Consider the following 16,302-nt stretch of genomic DNA (forward strand, 5'->3'; position numbering starts at 1 on the left):
TGGTTCGGCTGGGCCAACGCCGTCATCTCCGAACTCGTCCCCATCGCCGCCCTACTCACCATCCGCCGACGCCGCCGGGTTGGCGCTCCCATCGGCTACCCGATGGTCCTGCTCATCGCCGCCGCCGGCCTCTCCCTCGCCGCCCAACTCGCCGTTGCCAAACCCGGCCCGTCCGGGTGGCTCCTATCGGCGGTTCCCGCGCTGGCGTTCATGGCCCTGGTCAAACTCGTCCTCGCCCCCGCACCCACCGCGCAACCCATGACACAGGCCGCTGCCCCGGTCGAGCCGATCCGTGTTCAGGTGGCCGAGCAGGTCACCACCGAGCCGGCACCACCGGCCGCCATCAGCCCGGCACCCGAGCCAACCCCGGCCGTCGAGTCGGAACCCGTCACCGTGCCGGCCTCGGAGCCGGTTGACGTCCCCGCTCATCTGCTGCCCACGGCCCGTTTCGCGGCCGTGCAGCACGAACAGGCCACCGGGCAACCCATCACGCCCGCCGAGCTGGCCGACCGCCTCGACATCAGCCCGGCCGTCGCCGGGAAGCTCCTGACCACCATCGGCGGTGTCCGATGACCATCGTCTTGGTCGACATCGAGCAGGTCACCCACACCTGCCCCGCCTACCCCGACGCCCACCCGTTCGACATCCGCCGAACCCTGGTCGACGTCATCCCCGGTGGTCCATGCCGGGCACCGGTCACCATCCGCTGCGGCGACACCACCGCCACCATTGCGTGTCGTCGGCACGAACCGGTTAAGCGCCAGTGCGGTGCCTGCCGGGTCATCGTCACCGAACGCACCATCACCACCCGCACCCTCGCTGAGGTTCGCGGCTGATGGCCTCGACGCTGGACCTCACACCCCGGACCGCTCTGGCCCGGGGTGTGGGCTCGAACGCCGACACCATCCCCGTCCACGACTACACCGCCGAAGGCTCCGCCTTCACCCGCGCCACCCAACCCGACTACTTCGGATGGCTCGAACACGTCCGCGCCGCCTCCGGCTGCACCCGCCCCATCCGCCTCGCCGGACAACTCCTCACCGTCGAACAGGGCACCGGACGGGTGCTGGAGCAGCGGCATACCGACGCCATGCCCGACGCCGCGATCTACACCGCCTGCGGCAACCGCCGGTCGAGGGTCTGCCCGTCGTGTGCGCAGACCTACCAGCGCGACGCCTTCCAACTGCTGCGCGCCGGCCTCGTCGGCGGCAAGGGCATCCCCGACTCGGTCGCCTCGCACCCTGCCGTCTTCGCCACGTTCACCGCCCCCTCGTTCGGGACCGTCCACGCACGGGTGGTCAAGCGTCACACCTGCCGCAACCGCCGCCGCTGCGACTGCCGCGCCGAACCCTGCCACGCCCGCCGCGACACCGGCCTGTGCAAGCACGGGCGTCCCGCCGTCTGCTGGGCACGCCACGAAGCCGCAGACACCCTGCTCGGGCATCCGCTGTGCCTGGACTGCTACGACCACGACCACCAGGTCGTCTGGAACATCTTCTCCGGCGAACTGTGGCACCGCACCAAGCAAGCCGCGGAACGATGGCTCGCCAAACTCGCCCGCCACCGAGGCATTCCCCGCGTCGATGTCGTCACCGCCTCCGGCAACATCCGCAAGGTCCCGCCGGTCCGGCTCTCACCCGGGAAGGTTGCGGAACTCCAAGCACGCGGAGCGGTGCACTTCCACGCCATCGCCCGCCTCGACGGCGTCGACGGCCAAGAACCCGACGCCGTCGTACCCCCACCCGCCGGGTTCGGCGTCGACGAGCTGCTCGACGCGCTCCGGCACGCCGCCCGACACGTCGCCTTCCACACCCCGACCCACCCGGACCGGCTTGAGGGCTGGCCGATCACCTGGGGCGAGCAGGTCGACCTGGAACCCATCGCCACCGACGGCACAGGCGAGGTCACCGACGGCATGGTCGCCGGTTACCTTGCCAAATACGCCACCAAGAGCACCGAGGCCACCGGGCACACCTCCACCCGCCTCACCGCCGACACCATCGGGGATTACGCCGACCCCGACGGCGACCACACCGCCCGTCTCATCGACGCCTGCTGGCGCATCGGCCGACCCACCAGCACACCCGTCCCCCTGACGGAGCGACACCGCGACCCCCGGCCCCGGCCCGGCTTCGTCGACCGCTGGGAGTGCCCCGACTGCGGCACCCACACCCGCTACCCCGCCTGCCCCGTCTGCGTCGCCCACCGTCAAGCCGCCCTTGACACCCAACCGGCCAGCAGACCACAAGCCACCAACCCCTACGCCCGGCTGCGCCGCTGGGCGCACATGCTCGGCTACGGCGGCCACTTCCTCACCAAAGCCCGCCGCTACTCCGTCACCTTCCAACTCCTGCGCGACACCCGCGTCACCTACCGACGCCACGAGCACGAGCACCAGGCCGACGAGCACCCCGGCACCCTCCGCGCCGTCGACCACCTCGACGAAGACGACACGACGCTCATCGTCGGCACCCTCACCTTCGCCGGCGTCGGCTGGCACACCACCGGAGACGCACTCCTCGCCAACACCGCCGCAGCCATGGCACGCGAGCGACGAACCACCGGCCGCGAAGAACTCGCCCACGAACTCGGCACCACCCCCGCCGGCACTGTGCCGGTCGCCGCCTGACCAGACAGGAGAAGCAGTGATCACGGAAGGAACCAAGACCCCCCGGTCGATCGACCCGCTGTGGACGGTGGAGGACGTGTCCACCTACTTGGGCGTACCGGTGGCGACTCTCTACCAGTGGCGTTACCGCCGGATCGGGCCTCGTGCTTCCCGGGTCGGCCGTCACCTCCGTTACGACCCTGCCGACGTGCGGGACTGGCTCGACCGAAAGGCGGCCTGACATGGCTGTCGATGACCTGTGGTACCTCAAGGCGGTAGGGCCGGATCGAAAGCGCCTGCCCTCGAAGCGGCACGGTCGCGGCAAACGCTGGCGGGTTCGCTACTCGGACGCCTCCGGCGTTAGTCGTGAGCGGCTGTTCGACCGGCAGACCGACGCCAAGGACTTCGACGCCAACGCCAGAACCGGCAACGTCGACGCCGCAAAGGTGGACCGCGCTCAGCGGTCGGTGACCTTCCAGGACTACGCCGAACGCTGGCGGCTGTCGCGTGAGATCGGCTGGGCGATGGAAACCCGGAAGCGGGTCGAATCGAACTTACGTTGCCACCTGTTCCCCGCCTTCGGGTCGGTGACTCCTCGCTCGATCACGTTGACCACCGTCTTGGAGTGGCTGACCTCGCAGCTCGCCAACGACGTCCCCAAATCGTCGCTGCGTCTGTACTTCGAGCTGCTTGACGCGATCCTCGCGGCTGCCGTCACCGACAAGGTGATCCCTGACAACCCGTGCGACGGAGTGAAGCTCGTGAAGGTGCTCCGTGGCCTGTCCCGCGTGCCGAAGTGGGTACCGACAGAACATGAGGTGTTGGCGCTACTCGACGCGGTTCCGGCTCGGTATCGGGCTGCGATCTGGCTCGGTGCCGGCCAAGGGTGCCGCTTCGGCGAGATGCTGGGAATGGAGCACGGTAAGAGCGTCGACGTGAGCGCCCAGGAGCTGCACGTCACTCAGCAGCTCCGGTACTCCCCGCAGGGCTACGGCGGCTTCTACCTCTGCCCGCCCAAAGCCGGTTCGTCGGGAACCCTCGACCTGGACCAGGCCGTGCGGGAAGCGCTCGAAACTCACGTCCGCGACTTCCCACCGGTCGAGGTCGAGATGGTCGACATAACCTCCGGCGACCCGGTCCGCCGCTCGGTGCCACTGTTGTTCACGACCACGCGAGGGAATCCGTTCACGGACCGGACCTGGTCGAACGAGTGGGTCAAGTGGCGGGACAAGGCGGGATGGCCCAAGAAGCACGGAGGGTTTCACGCGCTGCGGCACTTCTTCGCCACGACGCTGATCACCAATCACGCCGAACCACAGGACGTGCAACGGCTCCTGCGTCACCAGACGCTACGGATCACCTTGGAGACCTACGTTCACTGGTGGCCTCGCCGCGAGCGGCGGCGCGGTGTCATCGGTGATGTCCTGCGGGCTGCGGCGCACCGCCGGTAGATGCCGACCGAGGGAAGATCATTCCTGGTGTGTGCCGGATCTGTGCCCGATGATCTCGAACCTAGCTCCGGTGCAGCTCACAGGCTGTGTGTGGTGGAGCCCAGGGGACTCGAACCCCTAACCCCTGCCTTGCAAAGGCAGTGCTCTGCCAGTTGAGCTAGGGCCCCGTGGGTGGCCGCGGCGTCGATTGCTCGCCGCCGGGCCGGAAGGTCAGCGCAGGTCGGGCGCGGTGGTCGCCTCGTGCCACAGGGCACGCTCGTCGTTCGACGCCTTGATCTTGTTGAACACGACGGCGGCCACGCCGACGACGCCAGCCAGAATCAGCAGCTTCTTGAACATGGGGCGACCCCTCGCGCTCGACTACTGTCGGACGACATGCGGTGGGGCTAGATGGAATCGAACCATCGACCTCAGAGTTATCAGCTCTGCGCTCTAACCGACTGAGCTATAGCCCCGCGTAGCGACGAGCAAGATTAACCCATCCGCTCGGCCGGCCTCAAATCGGGGTCCACGCCTGCGAGCCGGGCCCGTCGCCGCCTGCAAAACCTACCCGAGTACGGGACGCCGGAGCGACCGCTTTCGCGGTGCCCCGGCGTCCCGGTCACTCAGTCCCGCTCGGCGAGGGTCAGCTCGATCCCGCCGACCAGGTCGGCGCAGACGTTGTAGACGAACGCGCCCAGCGTGGCCAGCGCGGTGAACAGCACCACGTTGACCAGGCCGATCAGCGCCGAGCTGAGGATCACGCCCTTGGCGGTGATCTGGAAGCCGCTGGTGCTCTGCCCACCGCCGGCGTTGACCAGATCACTCAGGCTCTCGTTGACGCTCTGGAACACACCCATCGCGTCCAGCGCCAGGTAGAGCACCGAGGTGGCGACCACCACGACGATGAAGAGCACCACCGAGACCGCGAATGCGAACTTCATCACGGACCACGGGTCGATCCGCTTCAGGTTCAGCCGGGCCCGGCGTGGTCCGCGGGACGCTGCCGAGCTGACCGACGTACGCGCCGCACGCACCGCGTCACCGACGCGGGCGGCCCCGACGGCGGACGCGTTGCCGATCCCCGGCGGTAGGCCACCACCGCTGGCCGGGCGGCCGGCAGTGGCGGCCGCACGCGCCGCATCCGGCTGCGGCTGGGTCATGCCGGGTGTGATCCGCGGCTGGGTGCCGGTGGACCCGGTTGACGCCGCCTGACCGGGCCGGACACCGATCGGCTGGGTGGTCGCCGGACGGGCCGAGGGTGCCGCCGCCGGACCCGGAGGATTGGCGGCGGCCGACGTCGGCGCCTCGGCGCTGGACGCCTCGGTCTTGTCGCCCGACCCGCCGTCCTCGCCCGGCTGCTCCGGCGGGGGTGTCATACCTGGAGCCCTGGTGAACTTCGGGGCAGGCGCATCGGCGGGGACCGTCGCCCGGCCCACGGCCGCGCGGCCGGTCGCTGGTGTACCGCCCTTGGCGGCCTCCTCGTCGACCGGGTTGGCCGAGGTCCCCGTGTTCCCCGACTTCGCCTGTGTCTCCGTCATTCAACTAGTCCTGTTCGTCAGGCTCGTCGGCATTGCGAGCAATCGCCACGATAGTCACGCCGTCCGGGAGGTCCATCAGCTTGACCCCCATTGTGTTCCGGTCACGCGTACGGCGTACAGGCTTCACCGGAGTCCGAATGACACCACCATTGCTGGTGATCGCGAACAGCTCGTCGTCCGGATCGATCACCACCGCGCCAACCAGACCACCGCGCCGTTCGGTGATCTTCGCAGTCAACACGCCCTTACCTCCCCGGCCCTGCACCGGGTATTCCTCGATCGGGGTCCGCTTCGCGTATCCCCCGTTCGTGGCCACCAGAACGTCCAAACCTTCCCGCACGACCTCCATGGCGAGCAGGACGTCGTCGTCCGTGAAGCGCATGCCGATCACGCCCGAGGTGGCCCGGCCCATCGGCCGCAACGCCTCGTCCGAGGCGTTGAACCGGATCGCCTGCGCCTTCTTCGAGACCAGCAGCAGGTCGTTCTCCGGCGCAACCAGCGCAGCACCGACCAGCTCGTCCTCATCGCGCAGGTTGATCGCGATGATGCCGCCGGAACGGTTGGAGTCGAACTCCTCGAGCCGCGTCTTCTTCACCAGGCCGTTCTTCGTGGCCAGTACCAGATAGGGGGCTACCTGGTAGTTCGGGATCTCAATGATCTGCGCTATCTGCTCGTCGGGTAGGAAGGCGAGCAGATTGGCCACGTGTTGGCCCTTGGCTACCCTACTGGCCTCCGGCAACTCGTACGCCTTGGCCCGGTAGACACGGCCCTTGTTCGTGAAGAACAAGATCCAGTCGTGGGTCGAGCAGACGAAGAAGTGGCTGACGATGTCGTCCTGCCGCAGCGTGGCGCCACTGACGCCCTTACCGCCGCGTCGCTGCGAGCGGTACAGGTCGACCTTGGTCCGCTTGGCGTACCCGGTGCGGGTGATCGTGACGACCACGTCCTCGCGGGCGATGAGGTCCTCCATCGAGACCTCGCCGTCGAACGGGATGATCTGCGTCCGCCGGTCGTCGCCCCACTTGGCGACGATCTCGCCCAGCTCCTCCGAGACGATCTTCCGCTGCCGCTCGGGCTTGGCCAGGATGTCCTTGAGGTCGGCGATCTCGATCTCGAGCTTGGCCAGGTCGTCCACGATCCGCTGCCGCTCCAACGCGGCAAGCCGGCGCAGCTGCATGTCCAGGATCGCGGTGGCCTGGATCTCGTCGATCTCCAGCAGCCGGATCAGGCCCTGTCGGGCGTCGTCCACGGTCGGAGAGCGCCGGATCAGGGCGATCACCTCGTCCAGCGCGTCCAGGGCCTTGCCCAGACCGCGCAGGATGTGCGCCCGCTCCTCGGCCTTGCGCAGCCGGAACGCGGTCCGCCGGCGGATCACGTCGATCTGGTGCTCGACGTAGTAGCGGATGAACTGCGCCAGGTTGAGCGTGCGCGGGACCCCGTCGACCAGGGCCAGCATGTTGGCGCCGAAGGTCTCCTGGAGCTGGGTGTGCTTGTAGAGGTTGTTCAGCACGACCTTGGCGACCGCGTCGCGCTTGAGCACCAGCACGATCCGCATGCCGGTACGCCCGGAGGACTCGTCGCGGATGTCGGCGATCCCGGCGAGCTTGCCCTCCTTGATCAGCTCGGCGATCCGCTCGGCGAGGTTGTCCGGGTTGACCTGGTAGGGCAGCTCGCTGACGACCAGGCAGGGGCGGCCCCGCTTGTCCTCCTCGACCTCCACCACGGCGCGCATCCGGATCGAGCCGCGACCCGTGCGGTACGCGTCCTGGATCGCGGTGGTGCCGACGATCAGGCCGTGGGTCGGGAAGTCCGGGCCCTTGACGATGCCGAGCAGGGCTTCGAGGGTGGTCTCCTCGTCCTCCTCCGGGTGCTCCAGGCACCACTGCACCGCCGCGCCGATCTCCCGCAGGTTGTGCGGCGGGATCTTGGTGGCCATGCCGACCGCGATGCCCTCGGAGCCGTTCACCAACAGGTTGGGGATCCGCGACGGCAGGATGGTGGGCTCCTTGGCCCGGCCGTCGTAGTTGTCCTGAAGGTCGACGGTGTCCTCGTCGATGTCCCGCAGCATCTCCATGGCGAGCGGGTCGAGCTTGCACTCGGTGTATCGCATGGCGGCGGCCGGGTCGTTACCCGGCGAGCCGAAGTTGCCGTTGCCGTCGACCAGCGGGTAGCGCAGCGACCAGGGCTGCGCCATCCGGACCAGCGCGTCGTAGATCGCCGAGTCGCCGTGCGGGTGGAACTGACCCATCACGTCACCGACGACGCGGGAGCACTTCACGTAGCCGCGGTCCGGACGGTAGCCGGAGTCGAACATCGCGTAGAGGATCTTGCGGTGGACCGGCTTGAGGCCGTCCCGGACGTCCGGCAGCGCGCGACCGACGATGACGCTCATCGCGTAGTCGAGGTAGGAGCGCTGCATCTCCACCTCGAGCCCGACCGGTTCGATCCGGTCGTGCGCGACCACCGCGGCGATGGCCTCGGCGGGGACCTCGGGCTCGTTCGGTGTGGACTCGGGAGAATCGGTCACTGTATACCCTTATCAGACTCAGAGTCGTTTTCGTGCTGTGGATAACGGCTGTGGATACCGGCCAAGCTGTGGATAACTCTGTGGACCGGTGGATCGGCCGGGCAGTGCCCGGCCGATCCACCGCGGCCTGTCAGATGTCCAGGAACCGCACGTCCTTGGCGTTGCGCTGAATGAACGACCGGCGCGCCTCGACGTCCTCACCCATCAGCACACTGAACAACTCGTCGGCGGTCGCCGCGTCGTCGAGCGTGACCTGACGCAGGGTACGCGTCGCCGGGTTCATCGTGGTTTCCCACAGCTCGGGGTAGTTCATCTCGCCGAGGCCCTTGAAGCGCTGGATGTCGTCCGGCTTGGCGTTCGGCTTCTTCTGCTGGCGCAGCGCGATCAGACCGTCCCGCTCGCGGTCGGAGTACGCGTACTGGGCGTCGTCGCCTTTCTTGTTCCACTTGATCTTGTAGAGCGGCGGGGCGGCCAGGTAGACGTGCCCCATCTCGACCAGCGGACGCATGAAGCGGAACAGCAGGGTGAGCAGCAGCGTCTGGATGTGCTGGCCGTCCACGTCCGCGTCGGCCATCAGCACCACCTTGTGGTACCGCAGCTTCTCCATGTCGAAGTCGTCGTGGATGCCGGTGCCCAGCGCGGTGATCAGCGCCTGGACCTCGTTGTTCTTCAGCACCCGGTCGATCCGGGCCTTCTCCACGTTGAGGATCTTGCCGCGGATCGGCAGGATCGCCTGGGTGCGCGGGTCGCGGCCCTGCTTGGCCGAGCCGCCGGCCGAGTCACCCTCGACGATGAACACCTCGGACTCGCGGGGGTCGGTCGACTGGCAGTCGGCCAGCTTGCCCGGCATAGAGCCGGACTCCAGCAGCGACTTGCGCCGGGCCAGCTTGCGCGCCTGCTGCGCGGCGATCCGGGCCCGGGCCGCCTGGGATGCCTTCGTGATGATCATCTTGGCCTCGGCCGGGTTGCGGTCGAACCAGTCGACCAGCCGGTCGTTGCAGACCCGCTGCACGAAGCTCTTCACCGGGGTGTTGCCCAGCTTGGTCTTAGTCTGGCCTTCGAACTGCGGGTTGGCCAGCTTGACCGAGATGATCGCCGCGAGCCCTTCGCGGATGTCCTCGCCGGAGAGTTTCTCGTCGCCCTTGAGCAGCTTCTTGTCGGTGCCGTACCGGTTGACCACGCTGGTCAGCGCGGACCGGAAGCCCTCCTCGTGGGTGCCGCCCTCGTGGGTGTTGATCGTGTTGGCGAAGGTGTAGACCGACTCGCCGTACGACTCGTTCCACTGCATGGCGATCTCGAGTGACATGCCCTCCTCCTCGGCCTCGAACTCGACCACGGTCTTGTGGATCGGGCTCTTCGAGGCGTTGAGGTGCCGGACGAAGTCCGCGATGCCGCCCTCGTAGAAGAAGGTGACCTCGCGCTGCCGGCCGTCCTCCTCCTCGGCCACCCGCTCGTCGAGCAGGTGGATGCGGAGGGCACGGTTGAGGAAGGCCATCTCCTGCAGGCGCCGGTAGATGGTCTGGAAGTCGAAGTCGACGGTCTCGAAGACGTCCGGGTCGGGCCAGAAGGAGACCGCCGAACCGGTGCGGTCGGTGGTCTCACCCTTGTCCAGCGGGCCGGGCTTGGAGTTGTTGTACTGCTGACGCCAGACGAAGCCGGACTTGTGGATTTCCACGGCCATCTTGGTGGAGAGCGCGTTCACCACGGAGACACCGACGCCGTGCAGACCACCGGAGACCGCGTACGCCTTGCCGTCGAACTTGCCACCCGCGTGCAGCACGGTCAGCGCGACCTCGACACCCGGCTTCTTGAGCTTCGGGTGGAGGTCGACGGGGAAACCACGGCCGTTGTCGGTGACCCGGACGCCGCCGTCGGCGAGCAGCACCACGTCGATGGTGTCGCAGTATCCGGCCAGCGCCTCGTCGACCGCGTTGTCGACGACCTCCCAGACGAGGTGGTGCAGACCGCGCTCGCCGGTGGACCCGATGTACATACCGGGCCGCTTGCGAACCGCCTCCAGCCCCTCGAGAACGGTGATCGACTCTGCGCCGTACTCCTGCTTGTCCTGCGCTGCCACCCTCGGCCACTTTCTCGCGTCAGCCGCGCCGGTAGGGCGCGGCGGGCGCGGGTTCGGCGGACAGGACGCGACGTCGGCGCGCGGACCGACGCCGGAGACCTCCGGACAGCGGGTCGAACGCGCCGGTCGCCGCGGTTGCCCGCGGATCGCGATCGGCTCGACCCGACGTGGAGAATGAATCTGGGGCCACCGGCCCCGTCCCACTCCCGCACCGGGTCTTCGTCTCGCTGTCAATCCTACTGTGCGCGGAGGACAGAACCACCACTCGGCACCCTCAGCGAGGCGGCTGAGAAGTCCGTAGCCGGCAGAACCCCGTCGCCCACGACTCCCCCCACACGCCAGGCTCCCATCGCACGCGCCGCCCCGGAACGGGTTGACCCGCGGTCGGGCGGGTCGGGGGTCGCGGCCGAAGCGTCCGTGCCGTACGTTTGCGGCGCCCCGGAACCAGCCTTGATCTTTACCGGTTGGAACCGGGACGATCGACCCGATCGACCCGACACGTGCTCTTTAAGAGGTGACAGATGGGGCTGGACAACGTCGCGGTGCACTGGCCGCGGACCGGCCGCTTCTACGATCCGGTCGCGCCGGCCGAGTTCGTCGACTTCGGCGAGATCGTCGATCTGCCGCGCATCTCCGCGCCGACCGCGGCGCTGGCCGAGCTGATCGCGAAGACCGGCACCATCCGGGCGACCGCCTACACCGAGTTGGTGGATCTGCTGCTCGGCCTGGAAGGTGTGTTGTACGCCACAGACGCCGCCGCCGAGGACGAGGACCCGGTGATCGACCCGGACGGCTGCTCCTGGATCGCCAGCGGCATCGAGCGGTTCGTGGCCGGGCACCGCCCGGCCGGTGAGGCGGTCACCTTCGAGTCGGTGAGCACCGTGCTGCGCTCCCTGCTCGGCGACGGTCGACTGGCCGAGCAGCAGCTGCGCTGGCTGGAGAGCCGGCTCGACGCGCTGCGCGACGAGCGCGGTGACCCGCCGCAGTGGAACTTCACCTGCGCCGAGCTGGGCGTGCTGGCCGCGTTCTACCGGCGCTGCGCCGAGCGCGGGTTCGCCGTCTACGCCGACGCCTGAGCCGCCGTGTCGACCGCCGGGGTGGCCGGTCGGTTGGCGGCCGCGATCAGCTGCGTGAGCACCGAGTGCAGGTGTTGCAGGTCCTCGACGGGCAGCCCGAGTCGCTGCACGATCGCGGCCGGGATCAGCTCTGCCTGACTCCGCAGCGCGGCACCGCTGGCGGTGAGGGTGACGGCGAGGCTGCGCTCGTCGCTCGGGTCGCGTTCGCGGCGCAGGTAGCCGGCCGCCTCCAGCCGCTTGAGCAGGGGTGACAGCGTGCCCGGGTCGAGCTGGAGCAGGCGACTGAGGTCGCGGCCGGACAACGGCGCGTGCTGCCAGAGCGCCAACATCACCAGGTACTGCGGGTGGGTCAGCCCCATCGGCTCCAGCAGCGGCCGGTAGACGGCCACCACGCTGCGCGCGGCGACCGAGAGGGCGAAGCACACCTGCTGCTCCAGGGCCAGCGGGTCGACGCCGTCCGGTCGTTCGCTCATCGGTTGCCCTCCCCACGCACGATGACTATCGTACCGATCATTGGTACACCAACCATCTGTGCCCCAACGGTATGCTCGGGTGACGGACGAGAACCGGCGAGGCGACGCGGGAAAGAGGGCGGCAGATGAGCGAGGACGGCGCGGTCACCAGGGCCCCGGGCGAGGGTGGCCGATTGATGCGCTGGGCCTTCCGGCACCTCGCCGGCCCGGCCGAGGGTGTGCAGGGCGCCGTCCAGGGCGGCTCGGCCGAGGCCCGCGAGGCGTGGAAGCGCGACCTGGCCGAGCGCAAGCGCTTTACCCGGGAGCAGCGGGAACGCAAGCGGGCAGCCCGCGAGGCCGACCGGCGCGGCTGAGCGGCGCGGCTCAGCCGTAGGTGTCGCGTGGGCCCCGGCCGCGTACCCGACGCGGGCCCTTCCCCCAGGACGGCGCGGCCGGGCCGTGAATGTGCAGCTTGCGGACCACGTTGTGACCGACCTCGCTGGCGATCTGCTTGAGCAGCGAGCCGGCGAGCAGCCGCAGCTGGGTGGCCCAGGCGGTCGAACGCGCCTCCACGGTCAGCTCGCCGTTCTCCAACTTCACCGGGCGACTGTTCTGCGCGACCTCCGCGCCGACGACCCGCTCCCAGGCGCCGAACACGGTGGCCTCGGCCGCCGGCTGCTGCCAACCGCGCGCCTTCACCAGCCGATTCAGCACGGCGCTGAGCGGCTGCGGATCGCGCGGGTCGGGGCCGGGACCGGAGTAGCCGCGCAACCGCCGCCCCGAGCCGCCGGCAGCGTCGCCGCCGCCGGGAGCACGCCGGGCGCGGGCCGCCGCCTGCCGTCGGGACAGCGCCGCGTCGAGCACCGCCCGGGCCAGCTCCGGCCCGCTGGCGGCCGCCGCCTCGTCCTTCTTGGGAGTACGCGCAGCCGGGGCGTCGCCTGCCGCTGGCCGATCGGTGCCTGGCTTATCCGACACGGCGTACCGTCCCTTCGCTGACCTGGTAGCGGGTGCCGCGCAGGGCGGCCGGCACGTCGTCGTCCACCGCGCAGGTGACCAGCAGCTGACTCGCCCCGCCGACCAGCTCCGCCAACCGCTCCCGGCGGCCGGTGTCCAACTCCGCGAAGACGTCGTCGAGCACCAGCACCGGCTCGATGCCGTCGGCGCGCAACAGGTCGTACCCGGCCAGCCGCAGCGCCAGCGCGAACGACCACGACTCGCCGTGGCTGGCGTACCCCTTGGCCGGCAGTGGGCCGAGACTCAGGGCCAACTCGTCGCGGTGTGGGCCGACCAGGGTGGTGCCCCGCTCGATCTCGGCGGAGCGGGACGCGGCCAGGGCCGCCGTCAGCGCCTCGGCCAGCGCGGCCCGGTCGGTGGTCGGCTCGGCCAGCTCGATCGAGGGTCGGTAGGCGATGCTCGCCGCACCCCGACCGGCGGCCACCGCGTCGTACGCCTTGGCCACGTGCGGGGTGAGTGCGGCCACCAGCTCCAGGCGGCCGGCGAGCAGCTCCGCGCCGTGCTGGGCCAGGTGGGTGTCCCAGACGGCGAGGGTGCCGAGATCACCGCCCCGAGACCCACCGGTCTTGCGGGCCAGGTACGCGGTGCGCAACAGGGCGTTGCGCTGCTTGACGACCCGCTCGTAGTCGGCCCGCACGCCCGCGTACCGGGGCTGTCGGTTGACCAGCAGGTCGTCCAGGTAGCGGCGACGCTCGGCCGGGTCTCCCCGGACCAGCTCAAGATCCTCCGGGGCGAAGAGCACCAGCCGGAGCGCCCCGAGCACGTCGCGGGCCCGCCGCGCCGGTGAGCGGCCCAGTCGGGCCCGGTTGGCCTTGCCCGGCACGATCTCCAACTCGACCAGGAGCTCGCGGCCGTCGTGCACCACCACGCAGCGGATCACCGCGGACGTGGCGCCCATCCGGACCAGAGGCGCGTCGGTGGCGACCCGGTGCGAGTCCAGAGTCGCCACGTAGCCCAGCGCCTCGACGAGGTTGGTCTTGCCGACGCCGTTGGCCCCGGTCAGGACGTTCGCCCCCGGCTGGAGGTCGACGGCCACCCGCTCGTACGAGCGGAAGTCGACCAGTTCCAGCCGGTGAACGTACACAGGTTGTGGATACCGCTCAGCGCTTGTGGACGGCGTGGCCACCGAACTGCTGACGCAGCGCGGAGACGGCCTTCATGGCGGGCGAGTCGTCCTGCCGCGAGGCGAACCGGGCGAACAGCGAGGCGGTGATGACGTTCAGCGGCACGGCCAGCCGGACCGCCTCGTCGACCGTCCACCGGCCCTCGCCGGTGTCCTCCGTGTAACCGCTCAGGTCGGCCAGCTCCGGGTCCTCGTCGAGTGCCCGGTCCAGCAGGTCGAGCAGCCAGGAACGGACGACGGTGCCCTCCCGCCAGGACTTGATGACGCCCGGGACGTTGGTCACCAACTCCGAGGCGGCCATCAGCTCGTAGCCCTCGGCGTAGGCGTGCATCAGGCCGTACTCGATGCCGTTGTGCACCATCTTCGAGTAGTGCCCGGCACCCACCGGGCCGGCGTGCACGAAACCGAACTCGCCCTCCGGCTTGAGCGCGTTGAAGATCGGCATCAGCCGGTCCACGTGCTCCTGGGCGCCACCGACCATCAGCCCGTAGCCGTTCTGCCGGCCCCAGACGCCGCCGGAGACCCCGACGTCCAGGTAGCCGATGCCCCGCTGGTTGAGGCGCTCGGCGCGGGGGGCGTCGTCGCTGAAGCGCGAGTTGCCGCCGTCGATGATGATGTCGCCCTCGCCGAGCACCTCGGCGAGCTCGTCGATGGTGGCGTCGGTCACCCCGGCGGGCACCATGACCCAGACCGCGCGCGGCGACTCAAGCTTCTCCGCCAGGCCGGCGAGGGTCGTGACGTCGCTGATCTGCGCGTTGTGGTCGAAGCCGACCACCTCGTGCCCGGCCGAACGCAACCGCTCCCGCATGTTGCCGCCCATACGGCCGAGTCCTACCAGGCCGAGCTGCATGTGTTTCTACCTCCGTGGATCTGGGTGTTGCTGGGCGCGATCAGCGCGAGACGCGGATCGGCATGATGAGGTACCGGTACCCCGGAATGACCTCGCCATCCTCGCCGGCGGGAGAGATCACCGCGGGCTTGAAGGCGTCGACGAACGAGAGCACGGCCGTCTGGGCGCCCAGGTTTGCCAGACCGTCGATGAGGTACTGCGGGTTGAAGCCGATGGTCAGCGGGTCACCGGTGAAGGTGGCCTCCATCGCCTCACTGGCCCGCGCCTCCTCGGAACCGCCAGCCTCGACCACCAGGCCGTCGGCGCTGAAGCTGAGCAGCACCGGAGTGGTCCGTTCGGCGACCAGCGCGACCCGCTTGACCACCTCGATCAGCGTGCTGACCGGCACCCGGGCCGCGGCATTGTGGGTGGCCGGGAAGAGCGACCGCACCGGCGGGTAGTTGGCACCGTCGAGCAGCCGGCTGGTGGTGCGGCGGGTGCCGCCGGCGAGGCCGACCATGCCCTCGCCCGCAGCGCCCTGGGCGAGGGCGAGGGTGACCTCGCCGCCCAGCGGGCCGAGCGCCTTGGCGGTGTCGTTCAGGGTGCGGGCCGGCACCAGGGCGTTGATGCTCACCTCGGGGTCGTCCGGTCGCCACTGGATCTCACGCAGCGCCAACCGGTAACGGTCGGTGGCGAGCATCGACAGCGTGTCGCCGGACAACTCGACCCGGACACCGGTCATCATCGGCAGCGTCTCGTCACGACCGGCGGCGATGGCCACCTGGGACACCGCGGTGGCGAACGCGGCGGCGTCGACCGTGCCGGCGCTCTGCGGCATCTCGGGCAGCGCGGGGTAATCCTCCACCGGCATGGTGGGCAGGGTGAACCGGGCGCTGCCACAGACCAACTCGAGGTGCGCGCCGACCGCGGCGATGTCGACCGGCTTGGCCGGCAACGCCTTGGTGATCTCGGCGAGCAGGCGGCCGGAGACGAGCGCGGCGCCGTCGGCGTCGCCCTGCACCTCGACGGTCACCTGGCTGGAGACCTCGTAGTCGAACCCGGAGACCCGCAGGTTGCCGTCGGTGACGCGGAGCATCACCCCGGCCAGCACCGGTACGGATGGCCGGTTGGGCAGGCTCTTCGCGGTCCACGCCACAGCCTCGGCGAGCGCGTCGCGCTCTACTCGGAACTTCATCAATGCCTCCGCGTCGACGTCAGCGACAACTCTCTCATGCCGACCGCTGCCTACCGTCCCGCCCGACCGTGCGGGTACCCATCGCACCTTAGGGCGCGGGGACATCGGCTGTGCGCCCGACCCCATGGATCGTGTCGATGCTGACCGGCTGATCCGACAGCGTTCGGCCCGATCCACAGAAAGCCCAACGGTGATGATTGGTTTTTGTTCTCTTAGAAGAGATAACTCATCGTCTTCATCGCACCTGTGCAAACTGTGGAAAACCAAGGTCTGCGCAGCTCAGACAGGTTATCCACCGGTGATTTAGCTGTGGATAACCGGGGGTACAACCGGCTTGTGTGTCCACAGCCCGGCCCGGGCGGCTGGTTGTCCACCGTTGTCCACCGGTTGTCCACCGGTAATCCACCGACTTTCTCCCCAAGCCTGTGGA

The 16,302-nt window shown here is 69.4% G+C and carries 16 protein-coding genes and 2 tRNA genes; 7 read left to right on the plus strand and 11 right to left on the minus strand.

Annotated features, from left to right (window positions below):
- From AC5L30_RS21675 to AC5L30_RS21695, 5 genes are all read left to right on the plus strand, one after another.
- On the plus strand, positions 1–573 hold a 573-nt coding region (locus AC5L30_RS21675), incomplete at its 5' end, for a hypothetical protein (protein WP_494869452.1).
- Positions 570–836, plus strand: a complete 267-nt coding sequence (locus tag AC5L30_RS21680) for a hypothetical protein (protein WP_494869453.1) — start codon at positions 570–572, stop codon at positions 834–836. The genes AC5L30_RS21675 and AC5L30_RS21680, both read left to right, overlap by 4 nt.
- A complete protein-coding gene (locus AC5L30_RS21685) occupies positions 836–2,629 on the plus strand; it encodes a replication initiator (RefSeq protein WP_494869454.1) in 1,794 nt (597 codons plus the stop codon). The genes AC5L30_RS21680 and AC5L30_RS21685 overlap by 1 nt, the downstream gene beginning before the upstream one ends.
- 49 nt (positions 2,630–2,678) lie before the next feature.
- On the plus strand, positions 2,679–2,849 hold the full coding sequence (locus AC5L30_RS21690) for a helix-turn-helix domain-containing protein (RefSeq protein ID WP_494869669.1): 171 nt from the start codon (positions 2,679–2,681) through the stop codon (positions 2,847–2,849).
- Complete coding sequence (locus AC5L30_RS21695) at positions 2,773–4,059, plus strand: tyrosine-type recombinase/integrase (RefSeq protein ID WP_494869456.1); 1,287 nt, start codon at positions 2,773–2,775, stop codon at positions 4,057–4,059. The genes AC5L30_RS21690 and AC5L30_RS21695 overlap by 77 nt, the downstream gene beginning before the upstream one ends.
- Positions 4,060–4,150: 91 nt before the next feature.
- On the opposite strand, the gene AC5L30_RS21700 is transcribed toward AC5L30_RS21695, so the two are convergent.
- The 6 genes from AC5L30_RS21700 to gyrB all read right to left on the minus strand — a co-directional run bounded on the left by AC5L30_RS21700 (position 4,151) and on the right by gyrB (position 10,183).
- A tRNA-Ala gene (locus AC5L30_RS21700) sits at positions 4,151–4,226 on the minus strand.
- 43 nt (positions 4,227–4,269) lie between these two features.
- On the minus strand, positions 4,270–4,398 hold the full coding sequence (locus AC5L30_RS21705) for a DLW-39 family protein (protein ID WP_209444550.1): 129 nt from the start codon (positions 4,396–4,398) through the stop codon (positions 4,270–4,272).
- 42 nt (positions 4,399–4,440) lie between these two features.
- Positions 4,441–4,514 (minus strand) — tRNA-Ile (locus AC5L30_RS21710).
- 150 nt (positions 4,515–4,664) lie between these two features.
- Positions 4,665–5,579, minus strand: a complete 915-nt coding sequence (locus AC5L30_RS21715) for a DUF3566 domain-containing protein (RefSeq protein WP_494869458.1) — start codon at positions 5,577–5,579, stop codon at positions 4,665–4,667.
- A 4-nt stretch (positions 5,580–5,583) separates the two neighbouring features.
- Positions 5,584–8,106, minus strand: coding sequence for a DNA gyrase subunit A (gyrA, locus tag AC5L30_RS21720; protein WP_124776802.1), 2,523 nt, complete (start codon positions 8,104–8,106; stop codon positions 5,584–5,586).
- Positions 8,107–8,236: 130 nt separating this feature from the next.
- Positions 8,237–10,183, minus strand: a complete 1,947-nt coding sequence (gene gyrB, locus AC5L30_RS21725) for a DNA topoisomerase (ATP-hydrolyzing) subunit B (RefSeq protein WP_494869459.1) — start codon at positions 10,181–10,183, stop codon at positions 8,237–8,239.
- Between the two features lie 521 nt (positions 10,184–10,704).
- On the opposite strand from gyrB, the gene AC5L30_RS21730 reads away from it, so the two are divergent.
- Positions 10,705–11,259, plus strand: coding sequence for a hypothetical protein (locus AC5L30_RS21730; protein WP_494869460.1), 555 nt, complete (start codon positions 10,705–10,707; stop codon positions 11,257–11,259).
- Here AC5L30_RS21730 and AC5L30_RS21735 read toward each other — a convergent pair.
- Positions 11,244–11,732: a MarR family winged helix-turn-helix transcriptional regulator gene (locus AC5L30_RS21735; protein ID WP_494869462.1), complete on the minus strand. Its 489-nt coding sequence runs from the start codon at positions 11,730–11,732 to the stop codon at positions 11,244–11,246. The genes AC5L30_RS21730 and AC5L30_RS21735 overlap by 16 nt on opposite strands.
- A 125-nt stretch (positions 11,733–11,857) precedes the next feature.
- Between AC5L30_RS21735 and AC5L30_RS21740 the strand changes: the two genes are divergently transcribed.
- Positions 11,858–12,085 (plus strand): hypothetical protein, encoded by a 228-nt coding sequence (locus AC5L30_RS21740; RefSeq protein ID WP_210782103.1) that lies wholly within the window; start codon positions 11,858–11,860, stop codon positions 12,083–12,085.
- Positions 12,086–12,095: 10 nt separating this feature from the next.
- Here the strand turns inward: AC5L30_RS21740 and AC5L30_RS21745 are convergent, their stop codons facing one another.
- The 4 genes from AC5L30_RS21745 to dnaN are packed head-to-tail and all read right to left on the minus strand — an operon-like array spanning position 12,096 to position 15,872.
- The gene (locus tag AC5L30_RS21745) at positions 12,096–12,686 is read right to left on the minus strand and encodes a DciA family protein (protein ID WP_494869463.1); all 591 of its coding nucleotides are present in this window, start codon (positions 12,684–12,686) and stop codon (positions 12,096–12,098) included.
- Complete coding sequence (recF, locus tag AC5L30_RS21750) at positions 12,676–13,809, minus strand: DNA replication/repair protein RecF (RefSeq protein ID WP_494869464.1); 1,134 nt, start codon at positions 13,807–13,809, stop codon at positions 12,676–12,678. The genes AC5L30_RS21745 and recF overlap by 11 nt, the downstream gene beginning before the upstream one ends.
- A 16-nt stretch (positions 13,810–13,825) precedes the next feature.
- The gene (gene gnd, locus AC5L30_RS21755; protein ID WP_203122499.1) at positions 13,826–14,698 is read right to left on the minus strand and encodes a phosphogluconate dehydrogenase (NAD(+)-dependent, decarboxylating); all 873 of its coding nucleotides are present in this window, start codon (positions 14,696–14,698) and stop codon (positions 13,826–13,828) included.
- 40 nt (positions 14,699–14,738) lie between these two features.
- Entirely contained in the window at positions 14,739–15,872 is a 1,134-nt protein-coding gene (gene dnaN, locus AC5L30_RS21760) for a DNA polymerase III subunit beta (RefSeq protein ID WP_196920367.1), read from the minus strand.
- Positions 15,873–16,302 lie beyond the last annotated feature (430 nt).

The organism is Micromonospora sp. BQ32, from assembly GCF_059358895.1.

What these genes read in the sequence shown, in the direction of transcription:
- AC5L30_RS21680 (WP_494869453.1), top strand. Translation starts at nt 570, where the DNA reads ATGACCATCGTCTTGGTCGACATCGAGCAGGTCACCCACACCTGCCCC.
- AC5L30_RS21685 (WP_494869454.1), top strand. Translation starts at nt 836, where the DNA reads ATGGCCTCGACGCTGGACCTCACACCCCGGACCGCTCTGGCCCGGGGT.
- AC5L30_RS21705 (WP_209444550.1), bottom strand. Translation starts at nt 4,398, where the DNA reads ATGTTCAAGAAGCTGCTGATTCTGGCTGGCGTCGTCGGCGTGGCCGCC.
- AC5L30_RS21715 (WP_494869458.1), bottom strand. Translation starts at nt 5,579, where the DNA reads ATGACGGAGACACAGGCGAAGTCGGGGAACACGGGGACCTCGGCCAAC.
- AC5L30_RS21730 (WP_494869460.1), top strand. Translation starts at nt 10,705, where the DNA reads ATGGGGCTGGACAACGTCGCGGTGCACTGGCCGCGGACCGGCCGCTTC.
- AC5L30_RS21735 (WP_494869462.1), bottom strand. Translation starts at nt 11,732, where the DNA reads ATGAGCGAACGACCGGACGGCGTCGACCCGCTGGCCCTGGAGCAGCAG.
- AC5L30_RS21740 (WP_210782103.1), top strand. Translation starts at nt 11,858, where the DNA reads ATGAGCGAGGACGGCGCGGTCACCAGGGCCCCGGGCGAGGGTGGCCGA.
- gnd (WP_203122499.1), bottom strand. Translation starts at nt 14,698, where the DNA reads ATGCAGCTCGGCCTGGTAGGACTCGGCCGTATGGGCGGCAACATGCGG.
- dnaN (WP_196920367.1), bottom strand. Translation starts at nt 15,872, where the DNA reads ATGAAGTTCCGAGTAGAGCGCGACGCGCTCGCCGAGGCTGTGGCGTGG.